The 18170-nt window shown below is 64.7% G+C and carries 14 protein-coding genes; 13 read left to right on the forward strand and 1 reads right to left on the reverse strand.

The window, feature by feature from the left end:
- The first annotated feature begins 34 nt into the window (after positions 1 to 34).
- A complete protein-coding gene (locus BSIN_RS06825; protein WP_069235503.1) occupies positions 35 to 451 on the forward strand; it encodes an HIT family protein in 417 nt (138 codons plus the stop codon).
- Positions 452 to 488: 37 nt separating this feature from the next.
- Here BSIN_RS06825 and BSIN_RS06830 read toward each other — a convergent pair whose 3' ends face one another.
- Positions 489 to 2159, reverse strand: a complete 1671-nt coding sequence (locus BSIN_RS06830; protein WP_089339997.1) for a phospholipase D family protein — start codon at positions 2157 to 2159, stop codon at positions 489 to 491.
- Positions 2160 to 2484: 325 nt separating this feature from the next.
- Here BSIN_RS06830 and BSIN_RS06835 point away from each other — a divergent pair, with 325 nt between their 5' ends.
- The 12 genes from BSIN_RS06835 to BSIN_RS06890 all read left to right on the forward strand — a co-directional run bounded on the left by BSIN_RS06835 (position 2485) and on the right by BSIN_RS06890 (position 18166).
- Positions 2485 to 3015, forward strand: a complete 531-nt coding sequence (locus BSIN_RS06835; RefSeq protein WP_059515562.1) for a GNAT family N-acetyltransferase — start codon at positions 2485 to 2487, stop codon at positions 3013 to 3015.
- A gap of 36 nt (positions 3016 to 3051) precedes the next feature.
- Positions 3052 to 4338 carry a DUF445 domain-containing protein gene (locus BSIN_RS06840; protein WP_089339998.1) on the forward strand — a complete coding sequence of 429 codons (1287 nt, stop codon included), beginning with the start codon at positions 3052 to 3054 and terminating at the stop codon, positions 4336 to 4338.
- Between the two features lie 160 nt (positions 4339 to 4498).
- Positions 4499 to 6079, forward strand: coding sequence for a Na+/H+ antiporter (locus tag BSIN_RS06845; RefSeq protein ID WP_089339926.1), 1581 nt, complete (start codon positions 4499 to 4501; stop codon positions 6077 to 6079).
- Between the two features lie 17 nt (positions 6080 to 6096).
- Positions 6097 to 6291, forward strand: a complete 195-nt coding sequence (locus BSIN_RS06850; RefSeq protein WP_143757368.1) for a hypothetical protein — start codon at positions 6097 to 6099, stop codon at positions 6289 to 6291.
- Positions 6292 to 6402: 111 nt separating this feature from the next.
- Positions 6403 to 8043, forward strand: a complete 1641-nt coding sequence (locus BSIN_RS06855; RefSeq protein ID WP_059515254.1) for an acetolactate synthase large subunit — start codon at positions 6403 to 6405, stop codon at positions 8041 to 8043.
- Positions 8044 to 8097: 54 nt separating this feature from the next.
- Positions 8098 to 9531, forward strand: a complete 1434-nt coding sequence (locus tag BSIN_RS06860) for an aldehyde dehydrogenase family protein (RefSeq protein WP_089339928.1) — start codon at positions 8098 to 8100, stop codon at positions 9529 to 9531.
- 467 nt (positions 9532 to 9998) lie between these two features.
- On the forward strand, positions 9999 to 11096 hold the full coding sequence (locus tag BSIN_RS06865; RefSeq protein ID WP_089339929.1) for a hybrid sensor histidine kinase/response regulator: 1098 nt from the start codon (positions 9999 to 10001) through the stop codon (positions 11094 to 11096).
- 115 nt (positions 11097 to 11211) lie between these two features.
- Positions 11212 to 12891: a methyl-accepting chemotaxis protein gene (locus tag BSIN_RS06870; RefSeq protein WP_089339930.1), complete on the forward strand. Its 1680-nt coding sequence runs from the start codon at positions 11212 to 11214 to the stop codon at positions 12889 to 12891.
- Positions 12892 to 12917: 26 nt separating this feature from the next.
- The gene (locus BSIN_RS06875; protein WP_059515559.1) at positions 12918 to 13442 is read left to right on the forward strand and encodes a chemotaxis protein CheW; all 525 of its coding nucleotides are present in this window, start codon (positions 12918 to 12920) and stop codon (positions 13440 to 13442) included.
- Positions 13439 to 15130 carry a CheR family methyltransferase gene (locus BSIN_RS06880; RefSeq protein ID WP_089339931.1) on the forward strand — a complete coding sequence of 564 codons (1692 nt, stop codon included), beginning with the start codon at positions 13439 to 13441 and terminating at the stop codon, positions 15128 to 15130. The genes BSIN_RS06875 and BSIN_RS06880 overlap by 4 nt, the downstream gene beginning before the upstream one ends.
- Positions 15111 to 15818: a chemotaxis protein CheW gene (locus BSIN_RS06885; protein ID WP_059515244.1), complete on the forward strand. Its 708-nt coding sequence runs from the start codon at positions 15111 to 15113 to the stop codon at positions 15816 to 15818. The genes BSIN_RS06880 and BSIN_RS06885 overlap by 20 nt, the downstream gene beginning before the upstream one ends.
- Positions 15815 to 18166 carry a hybrid sensor histidine kinase/response regulator gene (locus BSIN_RS06890; protein ID WP_089339932.1) on the forward strand — a complete coding sequence of 784 codons (2352 nt, stop codon included), beginning with the start codon at positions 15815 to 15817 and terminating at the stop codon, positions 18164 to 18166. Before BSIN_RS06885 ends, BSIN_RS06890 begins: the two co-directional genes overlap by 4 nt.
- The last annotated feature ends 4 nt before the right edge of the window (positions 18167 to 18170 follow it).

Raw genomic sequence — 18170 nt, forward strand, 5'->3', positions numbered from 1 at the left:
CCGATAAACAGGCTCGCGAGCCGGGAGTTTTTTGATGGCCTACGATCAATCGAACATTTTTGCGAAAATCCTGCGCGGCGAAATGCCGTGTATCCGATTGTGCGAAACGGATACGACGCTGGCGTTCATGGATATCATGCCGCAATCGAAGGGCCATGCGCTTGTCCTGCCGAAGGAGCAGGCGGAAACGTTCTACGAACTGTCCGAAGCAGGCGCGGCTGAATGTATGAAAACGGTGAAGCGCGTCGCGCTCGCGCTGCGCAAGACGCTCGAACCGCAGGGGCTCTTCATCGGACAGTTCAATGGTGCGGCGGCGGGGCAGACGGTGCCGCACGTGCATTTTCACGTGATTCCGCGCTGGGCCGACGAGCCGCTCAAGATGCATGCGCGCGAGATGGCTGATGCGGCGGAACTCGAAGCGCTCGCAGCAAAGATCCGCAGTGCGCTATAACGCACACTGCGGGGCGCGCACGATATTGCGCGTTGGATTAAAGCTGATCGTCGATCGGCAGCAGCCGGCATAGCCCAGCAAGCAGGTTGCGATAGAAGCCTGCGTTCGGATCGATGCTGTAGGTGTGAACGCGGCCATCGTCGATGCTCGTCCATACCAGCGGCCACGTGCTTGCGGCGGCCTGTGCAGTGCCCGGCGTATCGGGCGCGAGCGTTACACGATAGCTGACGGCGGGGTTCGTCGCCGCGTCGAACAGATCGGCGACCTGGCCCGCGAGCGGCGGGCTGTGGATCACGAGCGCGAGTTCCGTATTCAGACGCGCGGAGCGCGGATCCAGGTTCATCGAACCGATCACGAGCACCTTCCGGTCGATCACGTAAGCCTTCGCATGCAGGCTCGCGCGGGAACGTGAGCCGAGCATGCGGGTGTGCGGGCGTGCCTGGTCCGGCTTGTATTCGTATAGCTCGACGCCGCGCCGCAGCATCGGCACGCGGTACGGCGCATAGCCGGCCTGCACCGCGACTGCGTCGGTGGCGGCGAGCGAGTTCGTGAGGATCGCCACGCGTACACCGCGCGCGCTCAGCCGCCCGAGCGCGTCGACCCCCGCGTCGCGCGGGACGAAGTACGGCGACAGCACGAGAAACTCGCGTTGCGCGCCGCGCGTCAGTTCGGCAAGCCGCTGCATCGGCGGGCTCTTGTAATCGTCGTTGGGGGCGGTGATCTTGTCCGGCGAATCGGCCGCGAATTCAGCGTCAGCCCATACGAGCCCGAGCTCGTCGCGCGCAATCTGCTCGGACAGCGGGGTCGCGTTCAGCGGTTTCGCGTTGTATGGCGCTGCGTTGTCGCGCCAGTGCGCGCGTAGCACGTCGCGCGTGGCGTCGAGATCTTGCGCGTCGTAATGCCGCCGGTTCAGCACCGGCAGCGGATACGTGAGCGCGCTCGCCCAATATGCATCGAAGCTCGCTGATATGTCGCGTGTGATGGGGCCCGCCGCGAGCACGTCGAGATCGCGGAATTGCAGGCTCGGGCTTGCGTTGAAATACTCGTCGCCGAGATTGCGCCCGCCGACGATCGCGACCTGGTTGTCCGCGATCATCGCCTTGTTGTGCATCCGGCGCGTGAAGCTATCGATGCGGGTGAAAAGATTCGCCGTGCGCGCGAGCACGCCGCGGCGCACCGCGCCGAACGGATTGAACACACGGATTTCGAGATTCTCGTGTGCATCGAGCGCGGCCATCAACTGGTTGGTGTCCTTGAAGTTCAGGCTGTCGATCAGCATCCGCACGCGCACGCCACGGTCGGCCGCATAGAGCGCGGCGCCGAGCAGCAGTTTGCCCGTGGTGTCCTCGGCGGCGATGTAGTACTGGATGTCGAGCGTTTTCGTCGCGGCGCGCGCAATTGCGATGCGCATTTGCAGTGCTTCATCGCCGCGCGGCAGTACGACGAAGCCCGATTTTCCCGGATGCGCGCGCTCGGGCACGGCGAGCGCGTCGGCCAGCGGCGTCGACGTGCCGGGCGGCAACGCATGCGAAACGGTGCGCTCGAGCGCGGTGGCGGGCGGATGGGTCGCGCATCCGGCGAGCCCAAGCCCGAACACGGCGCTGATGACGACCGCGCGGGCGAGCGTGGCGGTGGTGCGAAACCGCCAGGACTGCAGCGCGCCGAGGAGGCGCAGCGGGGACGGCGCGTAGTGAATTCCTTCTGGCATCGGGTGGGTGTTCGTTGAGTCGATGGTATGTGCGGCAGGCCGCAGTGCCGCGTGGACGATCGATTGTAAATGGTAATGCGTGCCTGAACCGGCGTTCGCTGGTGCGATGCGAGGCTGCCTCGCGCCGAATGCGTCGACGGATTCGGCGGACACCGATCTGGTTCAGCGCGTCCTCGGAACGCGCGGCCTGGCAGCTACGTCCGGTGCGGGCCGGCGATGCCGAACGCCACAAAAAGGCCGCCGCCGGCGCCAAAGCGGTTTCGGCGAAGCGGGCTGGCCGGTGTACCATCGGGCAACGTCCGTTTTCATGGTGGCGGTGCTGGCAATGAACGATTCAGCTTTCGTATTACCCGTCAAGATCCGGTTGCTGTCGGCGGCGCACGCGCCCGACTATCGCACGATCCGTCTTGCAGCGCTGCGGGACGCCCCCGACGCGTTCGGCTCGTCCTATGACGTCGAAGCCGCGCGTCCGCTCGCTGCATTCGCTCAGCAGCTCGAAGCAACGACCGTATTCGGCGCATACATCGACGGCCGGATTGTCGGCATGGCCGGCATCAAGCAGATGGAAGGCGCAAAGACGCGCCACAAAGGCTTGCTGTGGGGCATGTACGTTGCGCCCGCTGCGCGTCGGGGTGGCGTGGGCGCCGCCCTGCTCGACGCAGCGCTTGCGGCCGCGAATGCGATGGACGGCATCGAGCAGGTCACGCTGGCCGTGATCGACGGCAACGATGCGGCGCGCGCGTTCTACGAACGGTGCGGCTTTGTCGCCTATGGTGTCGAGCCGCGTGCGCTGAAGGGCGCCAACGGCTACTCGGACGAGCGGTTGATGGTGAAATTCCTGACTTGTGCGCCGTAGCGCGCGCGACGGCTGGAATCGGATGATCGGATGGCGATGTTCGACGACAAGGAACAGGAACTCAGGAGCAGCAAGCGGCGCGCGTTCGCGCTGCTGTCGGCCGCCGCCGGGGTGTTCGTCGCGACTTTGTTCGCGCCGCGCGGCTTGTGGGTCGACGGGATCAAATCGGTGGCCGAGGCGTCGATGGTGGGCGCGCTTGCCGACTGGTTCGCGGTCGTCGCGCTGTTCCGGCGCGTGCCGATTCCGCTCGTGTCTCGGCACACGGAAATCATCCCGAAAAACAAGGAAAAAATCGCCGACAATCTCGCCGAATTCGTTCGCGACAAATTTCTCGATCCAGCCTCGCTCGTCTCGCTGATCAAGCGGCACGATCCGCCCGCGCGGCTCGCGCAGTGGCTCGCGGCGCCGCGCAATGCCGGCGTGCTCGGCGGCTATGCGGCGCGGCTCGTCGGCTTTGGGCTCGACATGACCGACGACGCGCGCATCCAGCAGTTCGTGAAGGACGCGTTTCATGCGGTGTTCGACGGTGTCGACTTGTCGCAATCGGCGGGCGCGATTCTCGATACGCTGACGAAAGATGGCCGCCACCAGGTCCTGCTCGACGACGGCATCGAGCAGGTGGTCGCGCTGCTTCGCGATCCGGACAATCGCACGACGATCGCGACATACATCGTCGATTGGCTGCGCTACGAGTTTCCGAAAATGGAGCGGCTGCTGCCGATGAATTGGCTCGGCGAGAACGGCGCGGCGCTGATCTCGAACGTCGTGACACGCGTGCTCATGCAAGTGGGCGAGGACCGCGAGCACCGGTTGCGGCGCAGCTTCGACGAGGCCGCCGCGCGGCTTGTCGCTCGGTTGAAGCACGACCCCGCGTTCATCGAGAAAGGCGAGGAAATCAAGCGTTATTTGCGCGACGGTGATGCGTTCGGCCGCTACGTCAAGGATTTGTGGGACCAGTTGCGGGCGTGGCTGAAGGCCGATCTCGCGCGCGACGATTCCGTGCTGCTTGGCCGCGCGACGGCGCTTGGCGGCTGGCTCGGCGAGCGCCTTGCGCAGAGCCCGCAATTGCGCGAATCGATGAACGAGCACGTCGAGCGCGCGGCAAGCGAGATGGCTCCGGATTTTGCCGCATTCCTCACGCGGCATATCCGCGACACCGTAAAGAACTGGGATGCGCGCGACATGTCCCGGCAGATCGAGCTGAACATCGGCAAGGATCTGCAATACATCCGCATCAACGGCACGCTGGTCGGCGGATTGATTGGACTCGGGTTGTACGTGGTGTCGTGCGTCGTGCGGTGGGCAGGGGCCCTGCCTTATTGAGCTGGGTGGCCGGCGCGAAGCCACGCGGCGTTGCCGTGCCGAAACCCCGGCATTCCGATCGAAATGGAAGACCGTCTTCTCGACGGCGCCCGCGCGACATGCTGTAATCGCGCGATCCGCCATGCGGCTGGCCATTCATTTTTGTAGCGAAGGTGCTTCCATGTCCCCGGTTTCGGCATTCAAGCTTGTTTTGTTGTCCTTTCTTGCGATCGTCGCGCTCGAGTTGATCGCCAAGCGGCTCAGGTTGCCGCCTGCCGCCGCGTTGCTCGTCGGCGGCGCGGGCATTGCGTTTTTGCCGGGGCTGCCGCCGATCAACCTCGATCCCGAACTCGTGCTGATCGTGTTTCTGCCGCCGCTCTTGATGGACGGCGCGTATTTTTCGGTCTGGGAGGAGTTCAAGCGCAACGTCGGCGGCATCATGATGCTGGCGATCGGCGCGGTGGTGTTCACGACGCTCGCCGTCGGCGTGGCCGTGCATCTTGCCGTGCCGGCGTTGCCGTGGGCGGCATGCTTCGCGCTTGGCGCGATCGTCTCGCCGCCGGATGCGGTCGCGGCGAAGGCGGTACTCGAACGTGTCGCGTTGCCGCGCCGGCTGATGGTGCTGCTCGAAGGCGAGAGCTTGTTGAACGATGCGGCGGGACTGGTGCTGTTTCGCTTTGCGGTTGCCGCCGCGTTGACCGGCGCGTTCAGCTTCGAGCACGCGCTCGTCAGCTTCGTCGAGCTGGGTGTGGGCGGAGTCGTGGTGGGTTTTATCGTCGGTTGGCTGATCGTGCGCTTCATCGCATTGCTCGACGACGATTATCTCGTGATCACGACCGCCGTGCTTGCCGCATGGATCAGCTATATCGCCGGTGAAATGTGCGAGGTATCCGGCGTGATCGCGACCGTGACGACGGGAATGATGCTCGGCTGGCATCAGCACGAGATTTTTTCCGCTTCGGTACGCAATCGCGGCACGGCGTTCTGGCAGGTGATCGTGTTCCTGCTCGAGGCGCTCGTGTTCGTGCTGATCGGGCTATCGCTGCGTAGCGTGATTGTGCGGCTGGGCGGGCTTGGCGAGGTCTTCGCAACGATGGCGCCTGCCGTGCTCGCGGTGTTGGCGGCCGTGGTCGTATCGCGCTTCGTGTGGGTTTTCGCGGTCGAATGCCTGAAGGGGCCCGTAGTGCGCATTGCGCGGCGTGGCCCGCGCACCGACTGGAAAGCGGCGTTCGTGACGAGCTGGGCGGGCATGCGAGGCGTCGTGACGCTGGCGATCGCGTTGTCGCTGCCCGACGAAATGCCGGGCCGGGATTTGATCCTCGTCGCCGCGTTCGCGGTGATTCTCGTTACCGTGCTGTTGCAGGGCACGACGATCGGGCCGCTGATTCAGCTTCTGAAACTGCGCGACACGGGCCCCGAGCGCCATCATCTGACCGAGCCGCAGGTGTGGGCGCGCATCGAGGCGGCGCAGCTCGAGGCGATCCAGCCGCACGTGCGCGACGCCGACGGAAACGTGATCCATCCCCGGCTGTTCGAACAATATACGTATCGCGCGAATCTGAGCGAGCGCCTCAAGAACGAGCCCGTGCTTCCGGTCGAAGCACGCCATGCGCACTACGACATCGTGCTGACGGCGATCGCCGCCGGTCGCGCCGAGTTGCTGCGGCTGCATCGGGGCGGACATATTCACGACGAAGTGCTGCACGTGCTGGAACGCGATCTCGATTTGCAGGAAATTGCCGCTTATCACGCAAAAGACTGATGACGGGCGCGGGTTTCTTGCTCGTCACCATTGTGGTACGCCGCTTGCGTCAAAGCGGCATTTCCGCCGATCTTCTACAATCGAATCGCAGCAGCTTCGCCGGCAGCGAACTGGCCGCCTGCGTCGGCAATCGTTACGGCATCCGATCGATCGCCGTGAATCGGGCCGCATGTCATCGCGTGTTGTCGCGTCGTCGTGGTTGTGGCTTGTGAGTGTGCAGTCGAAGCAAACGGGTCGCGCGCGTCGTAGGCCGGCGCGGCGTGCGCGTCATTCAGCGCCGTGCCGTCCGTAGGCCGGATGCATGGCATCAACCGAGAATCCCGATGAAAGCATCCGATCTGTTCGTGAAGGCGCTGGAGGCCGAAGGCGTTCAGTATGTGTTCGGCATCCCCGGCGAGGAAAATCTCGACTTGCTCGAATCGTTGCGGCGCTCCCGCATCAAGCTGATCCTGACCCGCCACGAGCAGGCGGCGGGCTTCATGGCTGCCACCTATGGACGGCTCACCGGCAAGACGGGCGTTTGCCTGTCGACTCTCGGCCCGGGCGCGACGAACTTCGTGACGGCCGCGGCCTACGCGCAGTTGGGCGGCATGCCGATGCTGATGATCACCGGGCAAAAGCCGATCAAGTCGAGCAAGCAGGGCCATTTCCAGATCGTCGACGTGGTCGGGATGATGCAGCCGCTCACGAAGCTGACGCGGCAGATCGTGTCGATCGGCAATATTCCGTCGGCGGTGCGCGAGGCGTTCCGGCGCGCGGAGGAGGAGCGCCCGGGCGCCACGCACCTCGAATTGCCCGAGGATATCGCCCACGAGGAGGGGGACGGCCAGCCGATTCCCGCGAGCTACAGCCGCCGTCCGATCGCCGAGTGCAAGGCGGTGGCACGCGCGGTCGATGCGATTCGGGCGGCGCGTCATCCGCTTCTGATGATCGGCGCGGGCGGCAACCGCAAGACGACCTGCAAGACGCTGCTCGAATTCGTCGATGCCACGGGCATTCCGTTTTTCACGACGCAGATGGGCAAGGGCGTGATCGACGAGGCGCATCCGCTGTGGCTCGGTAATGCTTCGCTGTCCGATGGGGATTTCGTGCATCGCGCGATCGAGTATGCCGATTGCATCATCAACGTCGGCCATGACGTGATCGAGAAGCCGCCGTTCTTCATGCACGAGGACGACAAGACCGTGATTCACGTGAATTTTCTCGGCGCGCAGGTCGACCCCGTGTATTTCCCGCAGATCGAAGTGGTCGGCGACATCGCGAACGCGGTATGGCAGATGAAGGAGGCGCTGACGCCGCAGCCGCACTGGGACTTCGCGCGCTTCGCGATGATCAAGGAGCATTTCGAAGCGCACCTGAAGAAAGGGCGGGACGATCCGCGCTTTCCGCTTTATCCGGTACGTATCGTCCATGATCTGTACCGCGCGTTGCCCGCCGACGGCATCGTCTGTCTCGATAATGGCATGTACAAGATCTGGTTTGCCCGCTATTGGCGCGCGCACGAACCGAATTCGCTGCTGCTCGACAATGCGCTCGCGTCGATGGGCGCCGGCTTGCCGTCGGCGATCGCGACAAAGATCGTGCACCCGCAGCGCAAGGTGATCGCGGTATGCGGCGACGGCGGCTTCATGATGAATTCGCAGGAGATCGAGACGGCGGTGCGCCTGAAGCTCGATCTCGTCGTGATGATCCTGCGCGACGACGCGTTCGGGATGATTCGCTGGAAGCAGGAGAACATGAATTTTCCGGATTTCGCGATGACGCTGTCGAATCCGGATTTCGTCGCGTATGCGCAAAGCTATGGCGCGCATGGGCACCGGGTCGAATCGGCCGACGCGCTCGAGCCGTTATTGCGTGAATGCTTCGCGGCGCAGGGCGTGCATGTGATCGACGTGCCGATCGACTACTCGGACAACGAGCGCGTGCTGAACCGCGAAATCAAGCGTCTATCGGCTCAACTGTGACGACCCGCATAGCAGCCGGAACTTGCATTGCCTACCGGAAAGGAGTCATTCGTCATGCTGAAGGAAACCTATCCGTACTACCTCGCGAACGAACCGGTTCATGCGAACGCGGATCTCGCCGTCACCGACAAATACAGCGGCCAGGTTGCGACGCGCGTGGCGCTGGCCGATGCCACGGCGATCGACGCGGCGATCGCGGCGGCCGTCGATGCGCAAAAGCCGCTGCGCGAGCTGCCCGCGTACAAGCGGCAGGCGATTCTCGAACATTGCGTCGCGCGATTTCGCGAACGTTTCGACGAACTCGCCGAAGCGCTCTGCATCGAAGCAGGCAAGCCGATCAACGATTCGAAGGGCGAAGTCACGCGCCTGATCGATACGTTTCGCGTTGCGGCGGAAGAATCGGTGCGCATCGACGGCGGGATGATCAATCTCGAAATTTCGCCGCGCGCGCAGGGCTATAGCGGTTACTACAAGCGTATGCCGATCGGCCCCTGCTCGTTCATCTCGCCGTTCAACTTTCCTTTGAACCTCGCCGCGCATAAGGTCGCTCCGGCACTGGCCGCCGGTTGTCCGTTCGTGCTGAAACCGGCAAGCCGCACGCCCGTCGGCGCGCTCATCATCGGCGAGATTCTCGCGGAAACGGATTTGCCGAAAGGCGCGTTCTCGGTGCTGCCCGCGCATCGCGACGGCGCCGACCTGTTCACGACCGACGAGCGCTTCAAGCTGCTGTCGTTTACCGGTTCGCCTGCCGTCGGCTGGGAACTCAAGCGTAAGGCGGGCAAGAAGAAGGTTGTCCTCGAGCTGGGCGGCAATGCGGCCGCGATCGTCGACGCCGACCAGCATGCGCAACTCGACTACGTCGTCGAGCGGCTCGCGTTCGGTGCGTACTACCAATCCGGGCAAAGCTGTATCGGCGTGCAGCGGATTCTCGCGCATGCCGATGTGTACGATGCGCTGCGCGATAAGCTGATCGAGAAAACCCGCTCGCTGAAGATGGGTGATCCTAAGGACCCGGCGACTTTCGTCGGGCCGATGATCTCCGAATCCGAGGCGCGGCGTCTTGCCGGCTGGCTGGACGCGGCTGTCGCGGCGGGGGCGACGATCGTCGCGGGCGGGAAGGTCGACGGCGCGATGTTCGAGGCGACGCTGCTTGAGCAGGTCGGACGCGAGCAGGATCTGTATCGCAAGGAAGCGTTTGGCCCAGTGGCGCTGCTCGAACCGTTCTCCGACTTCGACGATGCGCTCGCGCGGGTGAACGACAGCGATTTCGGCTTGCAGGCGGGGGTGTTTACCGATTCGCTCGCGCACGCGCAGCGGGCATGGGATGAACTGGAGGTGGGGGGTGTCGTGATCAACGACGTGCCGTCGTTCCGCGTGGACAACATGCCGTATGGCGGCGTCAAGGATTCGGGGCTCGGTCGCGAGGGAATAAGGTACGCGATCGAAGACATGACCGAGTTGCGCCTGATGGTCGTGCGCAAGCGTTGAGCGGGCTGCAACGCAACACGTGCGCCGCACTGGTTCTTGCGACAGTTCTTTTCAATATTTCAAGATAACTACTTTTTGGATGATAAAACTGAAAGATGCGCAAACGCTTGTCCTGCATAATGGCCGTGTCGACAATGTCGATGGAAACGTTTTTTTGAGATAAATAGTCGGTGCGTTGTGCCGCGCACCATGAGCCGGGAGTGGCGGAATCCGGCAAAAGCGGGTTTGAACGGAGCCAGCCGATGCGAGTTTGGGGGAGTGGTTGCGACACGATTCGGCCACCTAACGGGAATACGGGAATGGAATGGTTCCGGCCGATGAATAAGAGCAGCAGATTGACTCAATTTCATTTAACATCGGCATTTATATTCTAATCGGAAATAATTAGGACCTGCTTATAGCCCACCCGAATTGGCCAACGGACGAGCGGGCAGGCAACGAAGGCGATGATTGCGTAGTGTAAAGATATGATGAACAAAGCGGATGGGGATAACGCGCCGGATGCTCCGGAATCGGAGATTTCCGTGCTGCTGGTTGACGACCAGCCGTTCGTCGGCGAGGTGATACGCCGCCTGCTCGTTCCGGAGCGCGACATCGTGCTGCATACCTGCACCGATGCACAGTGCGCGCTGTCGGTGGCAAAGGACGTGAAGCCGACCGTGATCCTGCAGGATCTGGTGATGCCCGACATCGACGGTCTCGATCTCGTGCGCGCTTGGCGCAGCGAGGCGCAGACTGCGCGGGTGCCGATCATCGTGCTGTCCGCGAAGGAAGAGCCCGACGTCAAGCGGGCCGCATTCATGGCGGGCGCAAACGACTATCTCGTCAAGCTGCCCGACACCATCGAACTGATCGCGCGAATCCGCTATCACTCGAATTCGTACCTGATGTTGCGCCAGCGCGACGAAGTGCTCGATTTTCTGTCGCACGACATGCGCACGCCGCAAACGTCGATCCTCGCGCTCCTCGATGTCTACCGCAACGGGCACGGCGAGATGCCGCCCATTCTCGAGCGGATCGAGGCGCATGCACGTCGCGCGCTCGCGCTCGCAGACGGTTTTATCCATTTGACGCGCGCGCAGTCCGAGAAGCGTCCGAGTGATCTCGTCAGCCTGAACGAGGTCGTGCTCGACGCGGTGGACCAGATGTGGGAAAGAGCGACCTGCATCGGCAGCCGCGTGAGTGCCGACGTGCCGCCCGCCGAATGCCTGTGCATCGGCGACCGGATGATGTTGACGCGCGCGGTCGCGAACCTGGTCGACAATGCCTTGAAATATGGCCCGGCTCACTCCGAAGTGCACTGCACGCTCGTCGACGACGGCGACGGCTGGCTGATCGGCGTCGAGGACGAGGGCGCAGGCATCGCGCCGGAACAGCGCGCGGCCGCGATGGAATCGTTCGTGCGGCTCGTGCCGACGGGCGGCGCGCAGCGCGGCGGCTTCGGGCTGGGGCTCGCGTTCGTGCGCGCGACGGCCGCGAAGCATCGCGGCCAGTTGCTGATGCGCTATACGACGCGCGGATTCCTGGCCGGGCTGCGGGTGCCGAAGGAAACCGGCGCGGCTTGAGCCGCCGGCAGCCGAATGCCCGGATGTATCCGGCGCGATGCCACGCGCCGGGAGGATCAAGTTACACTCGCGGTGCTTATTTCCAAACGCTTTTCCGCCAGCCGGATCGAACGATATGTCTACCGTGACGCCTCGCGCCAGCCATGAGCAGTCCAAACCTTCCGCCGGCGGCAGCCGGCTCATGCTGGGCAACCGGATCCTGCTCAGTTTCGGCGTGCTGTTCATACTGATGTTGATGACCGCCGCGCTGTCCTATCAGCGGCTGAATACGATCAACGAAGAAGCCGTCAGTATCGAGCGCGATTCTCTCCCGGGCGTGTATCTCGCGTCGTCATTGCGCGCGACGGCGAACGAATCGTATATCGCGATGCAGCGCGCGGTGTTCGTCGATACGGAGCCCGATGCGATCAAGCGCGATCTCGCGGTGATTCCCGGCTCCCTGCAGGAATTCGACAAGTTGTCGGCCGAATATCAGGCATCCATTTTCCGCGACGACGATCAGAATCGCTTCAACGCGTTTCGCACCGCTTACGATCAATATTTGCCGCTGTTGAACGACACGCTGCAAAAGGCGCATGGCGCAAGAAGCGAAGCGGTTGCCGCGTATATGAAGATGACGCCTGCCTGGACGGAGATGATTCGCCTGGCAAACCTTCTCGTCAAGGAAAACCGGCGCTTTGCCGAGCAGTCGGCCGTGGCGATCCGCAACTCGGCGCAAGGCACCGAAGTCACGCTTGCGATTGCGCTTGGCGTCGTGCTCGTGAGCGCGCTCGTGCTCGGCTACTTGCTGTATCGGGCGGTCACCGTGCCGATGGCGCGGCTCATCGAAGTGCATGACGTGATGCGCACCGGCGATCTGACTCAGCGGCTCGATCTGGGTCGCAGCGACGAATTCGGCACGCTCGAGAACGGCTTCAACCGGATGGCCGACGAATTGACCGCGCTCGTCGCGCAAGCACAGAAATCGTCGTTTCAGGTGACGACTTCGGTTGCCGAGATCGCGGCGACGTCGCGCGAGCAACAGGCGACCGCGAACGAAACGGCGGCGACCACGACCGAGATCGGCGCGACGTCGCGCGAGATTTTCGCGACCTCGCGCGATCTGCTGCATACGATGAACGAAGTGTCGGCGGTGGCCGAGCAGTCAGCCACGCTGGCGGGCGTCGGGCAAAGCGGGCTCACGCGCATGGGTGAGACGATGCGTAGCGTGATGGACGCGGCAGGCTCGGTGAACGCGAAGCTCGCGATTCTCAACGATAAGGCGATCAACATCAATCAGGTGGTTGCGACGATCACGAAGGTCGCCGATCAGACCAATCTGTTGTCGCTGAACGCGGCGATCGAAGCGGAGAAAGCGGGCGAGTATGGCCGCGGCTTCGCGGTCGTGGCGACCGAGATTCGCCGGCTGGCCGACCAGACGGCCGTCGCGACGTATGACATCGAGCAGACGGTGAAGGAAATCCAGTCGGCCGTCTCGGCGGGCGTGATGGGGATGGATAAATTCTCCGAGGAGGTGCGGCGCGGCATGCGCGATGTGCAGCAGGTGGGCGCCCAGCTCTCGCAGATCATTGCCGAAGTACAGGCACTCGCGCCACGCTTTCAGATGGTCAACGAAGGCATGCAGACGCAGGCCAATGGCGCCGAGCAGATCACGCAGGCACTGTCGCAGCTCTCCGAGGCTGCGCAGCAGACGGCTGAATCGTTGCGGCAATCGTCGCAGGCGATCGACGATCTCACGCTGGTCGCGAACCAGTTGCGCACCGGCGTGTCGCGCTTCAAGGTCGATGCGCCGTGACTTTCGATGCATCCAACGGAGCCGACATGTTGTTCCTGTTGTTTCACCTCGACGACGAGCGTTACGCGCTCGATGCGACGCAGATCGCCGAAGTGCTGCCGCTCGCGGACATGAGGGCGATTCCCGGTGCGCCGGCGTGGGCGGCCGGCATCCTGATGCATCGCGGCGAGCCCGTGCCGGTGATCGACGTGACGCGGCTCGCGCTTGGCCGCGCGTCGCAGCGGCTGCGCTCGACGCGGCTTGCGATCGTGCGCTACCGGCCGAGCATCGATGGCGGCAGTCCTGCGTTCGGCAAACCGTATGAGCGGCGGCTTGGGCTCGTCGTCGAGCGTGCGACGCAGACGGCGCGCATCGCACGCGACGCGTTCCGCGACAGCGCAATCGTCACGTCGCACGCGCGTTGGCTGGGGCCGATCGCGAGCGATGCCGATGGGCTCGTTCAGTGGGTTGCGGTTTCGCAGATTCTCGATGGCGAGGCGCGCACGCTGTTGTTCGATTATGCCGCGTCGCTCGCGCCGAGCGCGGATGGATTGACGCAGAGTCTGCCATGAACGTATTCGATGCGCGTTTTCATGCGTGGTTGTCGCGCGAAACCGGGATCGATCCGGCATCGCTCGGCACCGATTTCGTCGAGCGTGCGCTCGTCGAGCGCATCCGCGCGATGCAAACTGATGCGCACGATCGCCAATGCGAGCAGCAAAACCGTTTACAGCCGGTGACGGACGAAGCGGTCGACGCCTATTGGCAGTTGCTGAATGCATCGGTGGACGAGCGGCGTGCGTTGGTCGAACTGTTCGTCGTGCCGGAGACTTGGTTCTTTCGCGAGCCTGAAGCGTTCGCGTTGCTCGTGCGTTTTAGCTGCGAGCGGCTGTTCGCGGAGCCGGGCCGCATGCTGAAAATCCTGAGCGCGCCATGCTCGACGGGTGAGGAGCCGTATTCGGCGGCGATGGCGCTGCTCGATGCCGGTATCGACCCGGCGCGCTTCGAAATCGACGCGTTCGACATCAGCCAGCGTGTGATCGAATACGCGCAGCGGGCGCAGTACGGCCGTAATTCGTTTCGCGGCCATGCGCTCGGGTTTCGCGACCGTCATTTCAAGAGTGCGGCCGACGGTTGGACGCTCGACGAGCGGGTGCGCGCGTGTGTGCGGTTCCGGCGCGTGAATCTGCTCGACCTTCCCGGTTACGCCTGCGGGCCGTATGACTTTATTTTTTGCCGCAACGTGCTGATTTATTTCGACCGGGATGCGCAGGACCGTGTCGTGCGCATCGTCGATGGCCGGCTCGCGCCCGGTGGCGTGCTGTTTGTCGGGCCAGCCGAGACGGGCGTGGTGATGCGGCAAGGGATGATGGCATCGGCCCAGGTTCCGCTCGCGTTCGCGTTTTACAAGTCGGCCGCTGCAGGTGGGCGGGCGGACGGCGCCCGGCAAGCGGGCCCGACGGCGAATGCCGGCGCGGGTGCGGCGCCTGGGGGCAGGTCGGGTGCGGCCGCGTGCGAGCAGCGGACAGGGGCCGGGCGGCCGTCAGGCAAGACGGGCGGCTGCGGTTTGGACACCGCATCGCCTGCGCCGGATGCCTCCGGCGCAGGCACGGCAGGCGCCGCGTCGTGGCCTGTGTTCGAATCGCTCGAACGCACGCCCGATATCGCGTGGCCGGAATCGGATAACCCTGCCCGTTTCGGGCTGGAGCGTGGCCCAACGGAGGCGTTCGATGCCGCGTGGCCCGCGCCGGCCGCGCCAGCATCCGCGAATGCAAATGCGTCGCGTGCGGTCCCGCCGCCTCTGGCGCCGGACGCGCTCGCCTTCCCGATAGCCGCGCCCGCATCCGCTGCCGCGCGCGGCGCCGGCGACGCGGCATCGTCCGATGCGTCGCTCGATGCCGCGCGGCGGCTTGCCGACGCGGGCGAGTTCGACGCCGCGCGGCAGACCGTGCAGGCGTCGCTCGATGCCGCCGGGCCGAGTGCCGATGCGTTCTATCTGCTCGGTCTGATCGCCGATGCGCAGGGTCATGGCGATAAAGCCGTCGACGATTACCGCAAGGCGCTATATCTCGATCCGTCGCATTACGAAGCATTGACGCATCTGGCGACACTGCTCGACATCGGCGGCGATCACGCTGGCGCGCAATGGCTGATGCAGCGTGCGCGTCGCGCGGCGCGGGCCGAAGCGGTGCCGCCGGTCGGGCAGTTGACGAATGACGACGGTCAACCGAGAGGAACCCATGAGCCGCGGCGCCGTTGAGCAAGCACGGATCGCAGTCGAGATCGACGCATGCTGGAATCGCATCGGCACGCGCGGCGATCGTTCGTGCGAGCGGTTGGCCGAGTATCGGCGCTGTCTGAATTGCCCGGTGTATGCGCACCATGCGGCAATCTTGCTCGACCGCCCGCTCACCGATGCGGAACTGGCCGATGCGTCCCGGTTCGCCGCCGGGCAGACGGCCGCCGAAGCGGCGCGCGACGATATTGACGATGCCAAGCATGCGGCACTCGTGTTTCGCGTCGCGCACGAGTGGCTTGCGCTGCCGACCTGCGTGCTGTGCGAGATCGTCGACACCCGCAAGATTCATCCGCTGCCGCATCGCCGCAATCGCGCGGTGCTCGGCATTGCCAACGTGCGCGGCACGCTGCGAGTCGCGGTATCGCTGGCGCAACTGCTCGGCCTGGATACGCCCGCGAGCGGCGTTGCGCTGCGCGCGGGATTCACGCGCATGCTGGTCGTCGCGCATCGGGGCGATCCCGTCGTGTTCCCGGTTGACGAAGTAGAGGGCGTGTTGCGTTTTGCTGCGTCGGAATGGATGCCGGCGCCCGCGACCGTCGCCCGTGCGGGCGACGCGCATTCGCGCGGCGTGTTCGGCTGGCGCGGCAAGACGGTCGGACTGCTCGACGAGGACCGGCTGTTCGATTCACTGGCACGGAGCCTGCGATGAGCGCCGACGACGATTTCGGCCGCGCGTCGTTGCTCGAGCTGTTTCGCGAGGAGACGCAGACGCAGACCCAGGCGCTGTCCGAGCGGCTGCTCGCGCTCGAGCGCGGCGTACCGGACGCGGCCGCGCTCGATGCGTGCATGCGCGCCGCGCATTCGCTGAAAGGCGCGGCGCGCATCGTCGGCGTGCAGCAGGGCGTCGATATCGCGGGGCGGATGGAGGATTGCTTCGTCGCCGTGCAGCAAGGCAGGCGGCCGCTGAGCCCGAGTCACGTCGACGCGCTGCTGACGGGGGTGGATCTGCTGGTGCGCGTGGGGGATCCGCTCACGGCGCAAACGGTGACGCAGGCCGATATCGGCGCGTTCATCGCGGCGCTCGATGCGGCCGATGCGGGCAACGGCGCTGCAGCGGGCGCCGCCGCAGCGCCGAAGTCCGAAGCCGGGCTGCATGAGCCGCGCCCCGACGTGCTGCGGGATGAGCCGCCCATGGAGCAACACGCGGCGCCCCGCGCAGTGAAGGATCGGTCGACGGAGCCCGCCAGGGAGCCGGCGAAAGACGACGCGAAAGACCCGTTGAAAGATACGTCCAAAGCGCCCGGCGCGGACCGCGCATCGAGCCAAATGCGCCGCGTGCGCGCCGATACGCTCGATCGTCTGCTGAGTCTGTCGGGCGAATCGCTGGTGGAGTCGCGCTGGTTGAAGCCGTTCTCGGAAGCGATGCTGCGCATGAAGCGCGCGCAGCGCGACGCCGCGCGCGCACTCGATACGTTGTACGAAGCGCTCTCGGACGATACCGATCCGCGCTTGCGCAGCGCGTTCGGCGACGTGCGGCAAATGTTCACGGATCTGCAGCGCACGCTTGCGGCGCGGCTCGACGAGTTCGACCGCTATGAGCGGCGCAGCACGCACATTGCCGAACAACTCTACGACGAGGCGCTGCAATGCCGGATGCGTCCGTTCGGCGATGCGACGCGCGCGTACCCGCGCGTCGTGCGCGATCTCGCACGCTCGCTCGGCAAGCACGTGCGTTTTTCGATCGTCGGCGAAGCAACGCAGGTCGACCGCGACATTCTCGACATGCTCGACGCGCCACTTGGTCATTTGCTGCGCAACGCGATCGACCACGGCATCGAGCCACCCGAGGTGCGGCTCGCGCGCGGCAAACCGGCCGAGGCGAGCGTCACGCTCGAGGCGCGGCATAGCGCCGGCTCGCTGCTCGTGAGTGTCAGCGACGATGGTCAGGGCGCCGATCTCGCCGCAGTGCGCGCGGCGGTCGTCAAGCACGGGCTGACCGACGAGGATACGGCCGCACGGCTGTCCGACCAGGAGTTGCTCGAATTCCTGCTGCTGCCCGGTTTCTCGATGCGCGAGCGGGTGACCGACGTATCCGGGCGCGGCGTCGGGCTCGACGCGGTGCATGAGATGGTGAAATCGGCGCGCGGCGCGGTGCGGATCTTCAACGAGCCCGGCCAAGGCATGCGCTTCGTGCTGCAATTGCCTCTGACGTTGTCGGTGATTCGCAGCCTGATCGTCGATGTCGGCGGCGAGCCTTACGCGTTTCCGCTCGTGCAGGTGCGCCGCACGCTCGAACTTGACCGTGCGGACATCGACGTGCTCGAAGGCCAGCAACATTTCCCGCTCGACGATCGCCGCGTGGGCCTCGTCACCGCGCATCAGCTGCTCGATGCGGGCGCGCTCGACGAGAGCCGGCCCACGACGGCCGTCGTCGTCGTGGGCGGCGAGCCGGAAACATACGGTGTCGCGGTCGATCGCTTCATCGGCGAGCGGATGCTCGTCGTGCAGCCGCTCGATAGCCGGCTCGGCAAAATTCAGAATATCGCGGCGGGCGCTTTGCTGGAAAATGGCGATCCGGTGCTGATCGTCGACGTCGAGGATCTGATGCGCTCGACCGACAAGCTGGTACGAGGCGGGCAACTCGCCAAGGTACACCACGACGGCGGCGAAGGGCTGGCTGCGCGGCGCAAGCGGGTGCTCGTCATCGATGATTCGCTGACCGTGCGCGAACTCGAACGCAAGCTGCTGGAAAAGCGCGGCTACGACGTGACGATCGCGATCGACGGAATGGACGGCTGGAACGTGTTGCGCGGCGACAGCTTCGATCTCGTCGTCACCGACATCGACATGCCACGGATGGACGGCATCGAGCTTGTCACGCTGATCAAGAGCGATCCGCTGCTGAAGGCCGTGCCGGTGATGGTGGTGTCGTACAAGGATCGCGACGAGGACCGGCGGCGCGGGCTCGAAGCGGGCGCCGACTATTATCTGGCGAAAAGCGGCTTTCACGACGACGCGCTGCTCGACGCCGTGCATGACCTGATTGGGGACGCGTGAAGTC

The organism is Burkholderia singularis, from assembly GCF_900176645.1.
In the GTDB taxonomy this organism is placed as follows: domain Bacteria; phylum Pseudomonadota; class Gammaproteobacteria; order Burkholderiales; family Burkholderiaceae; genus Burkholderia; species Burkholderia singularis.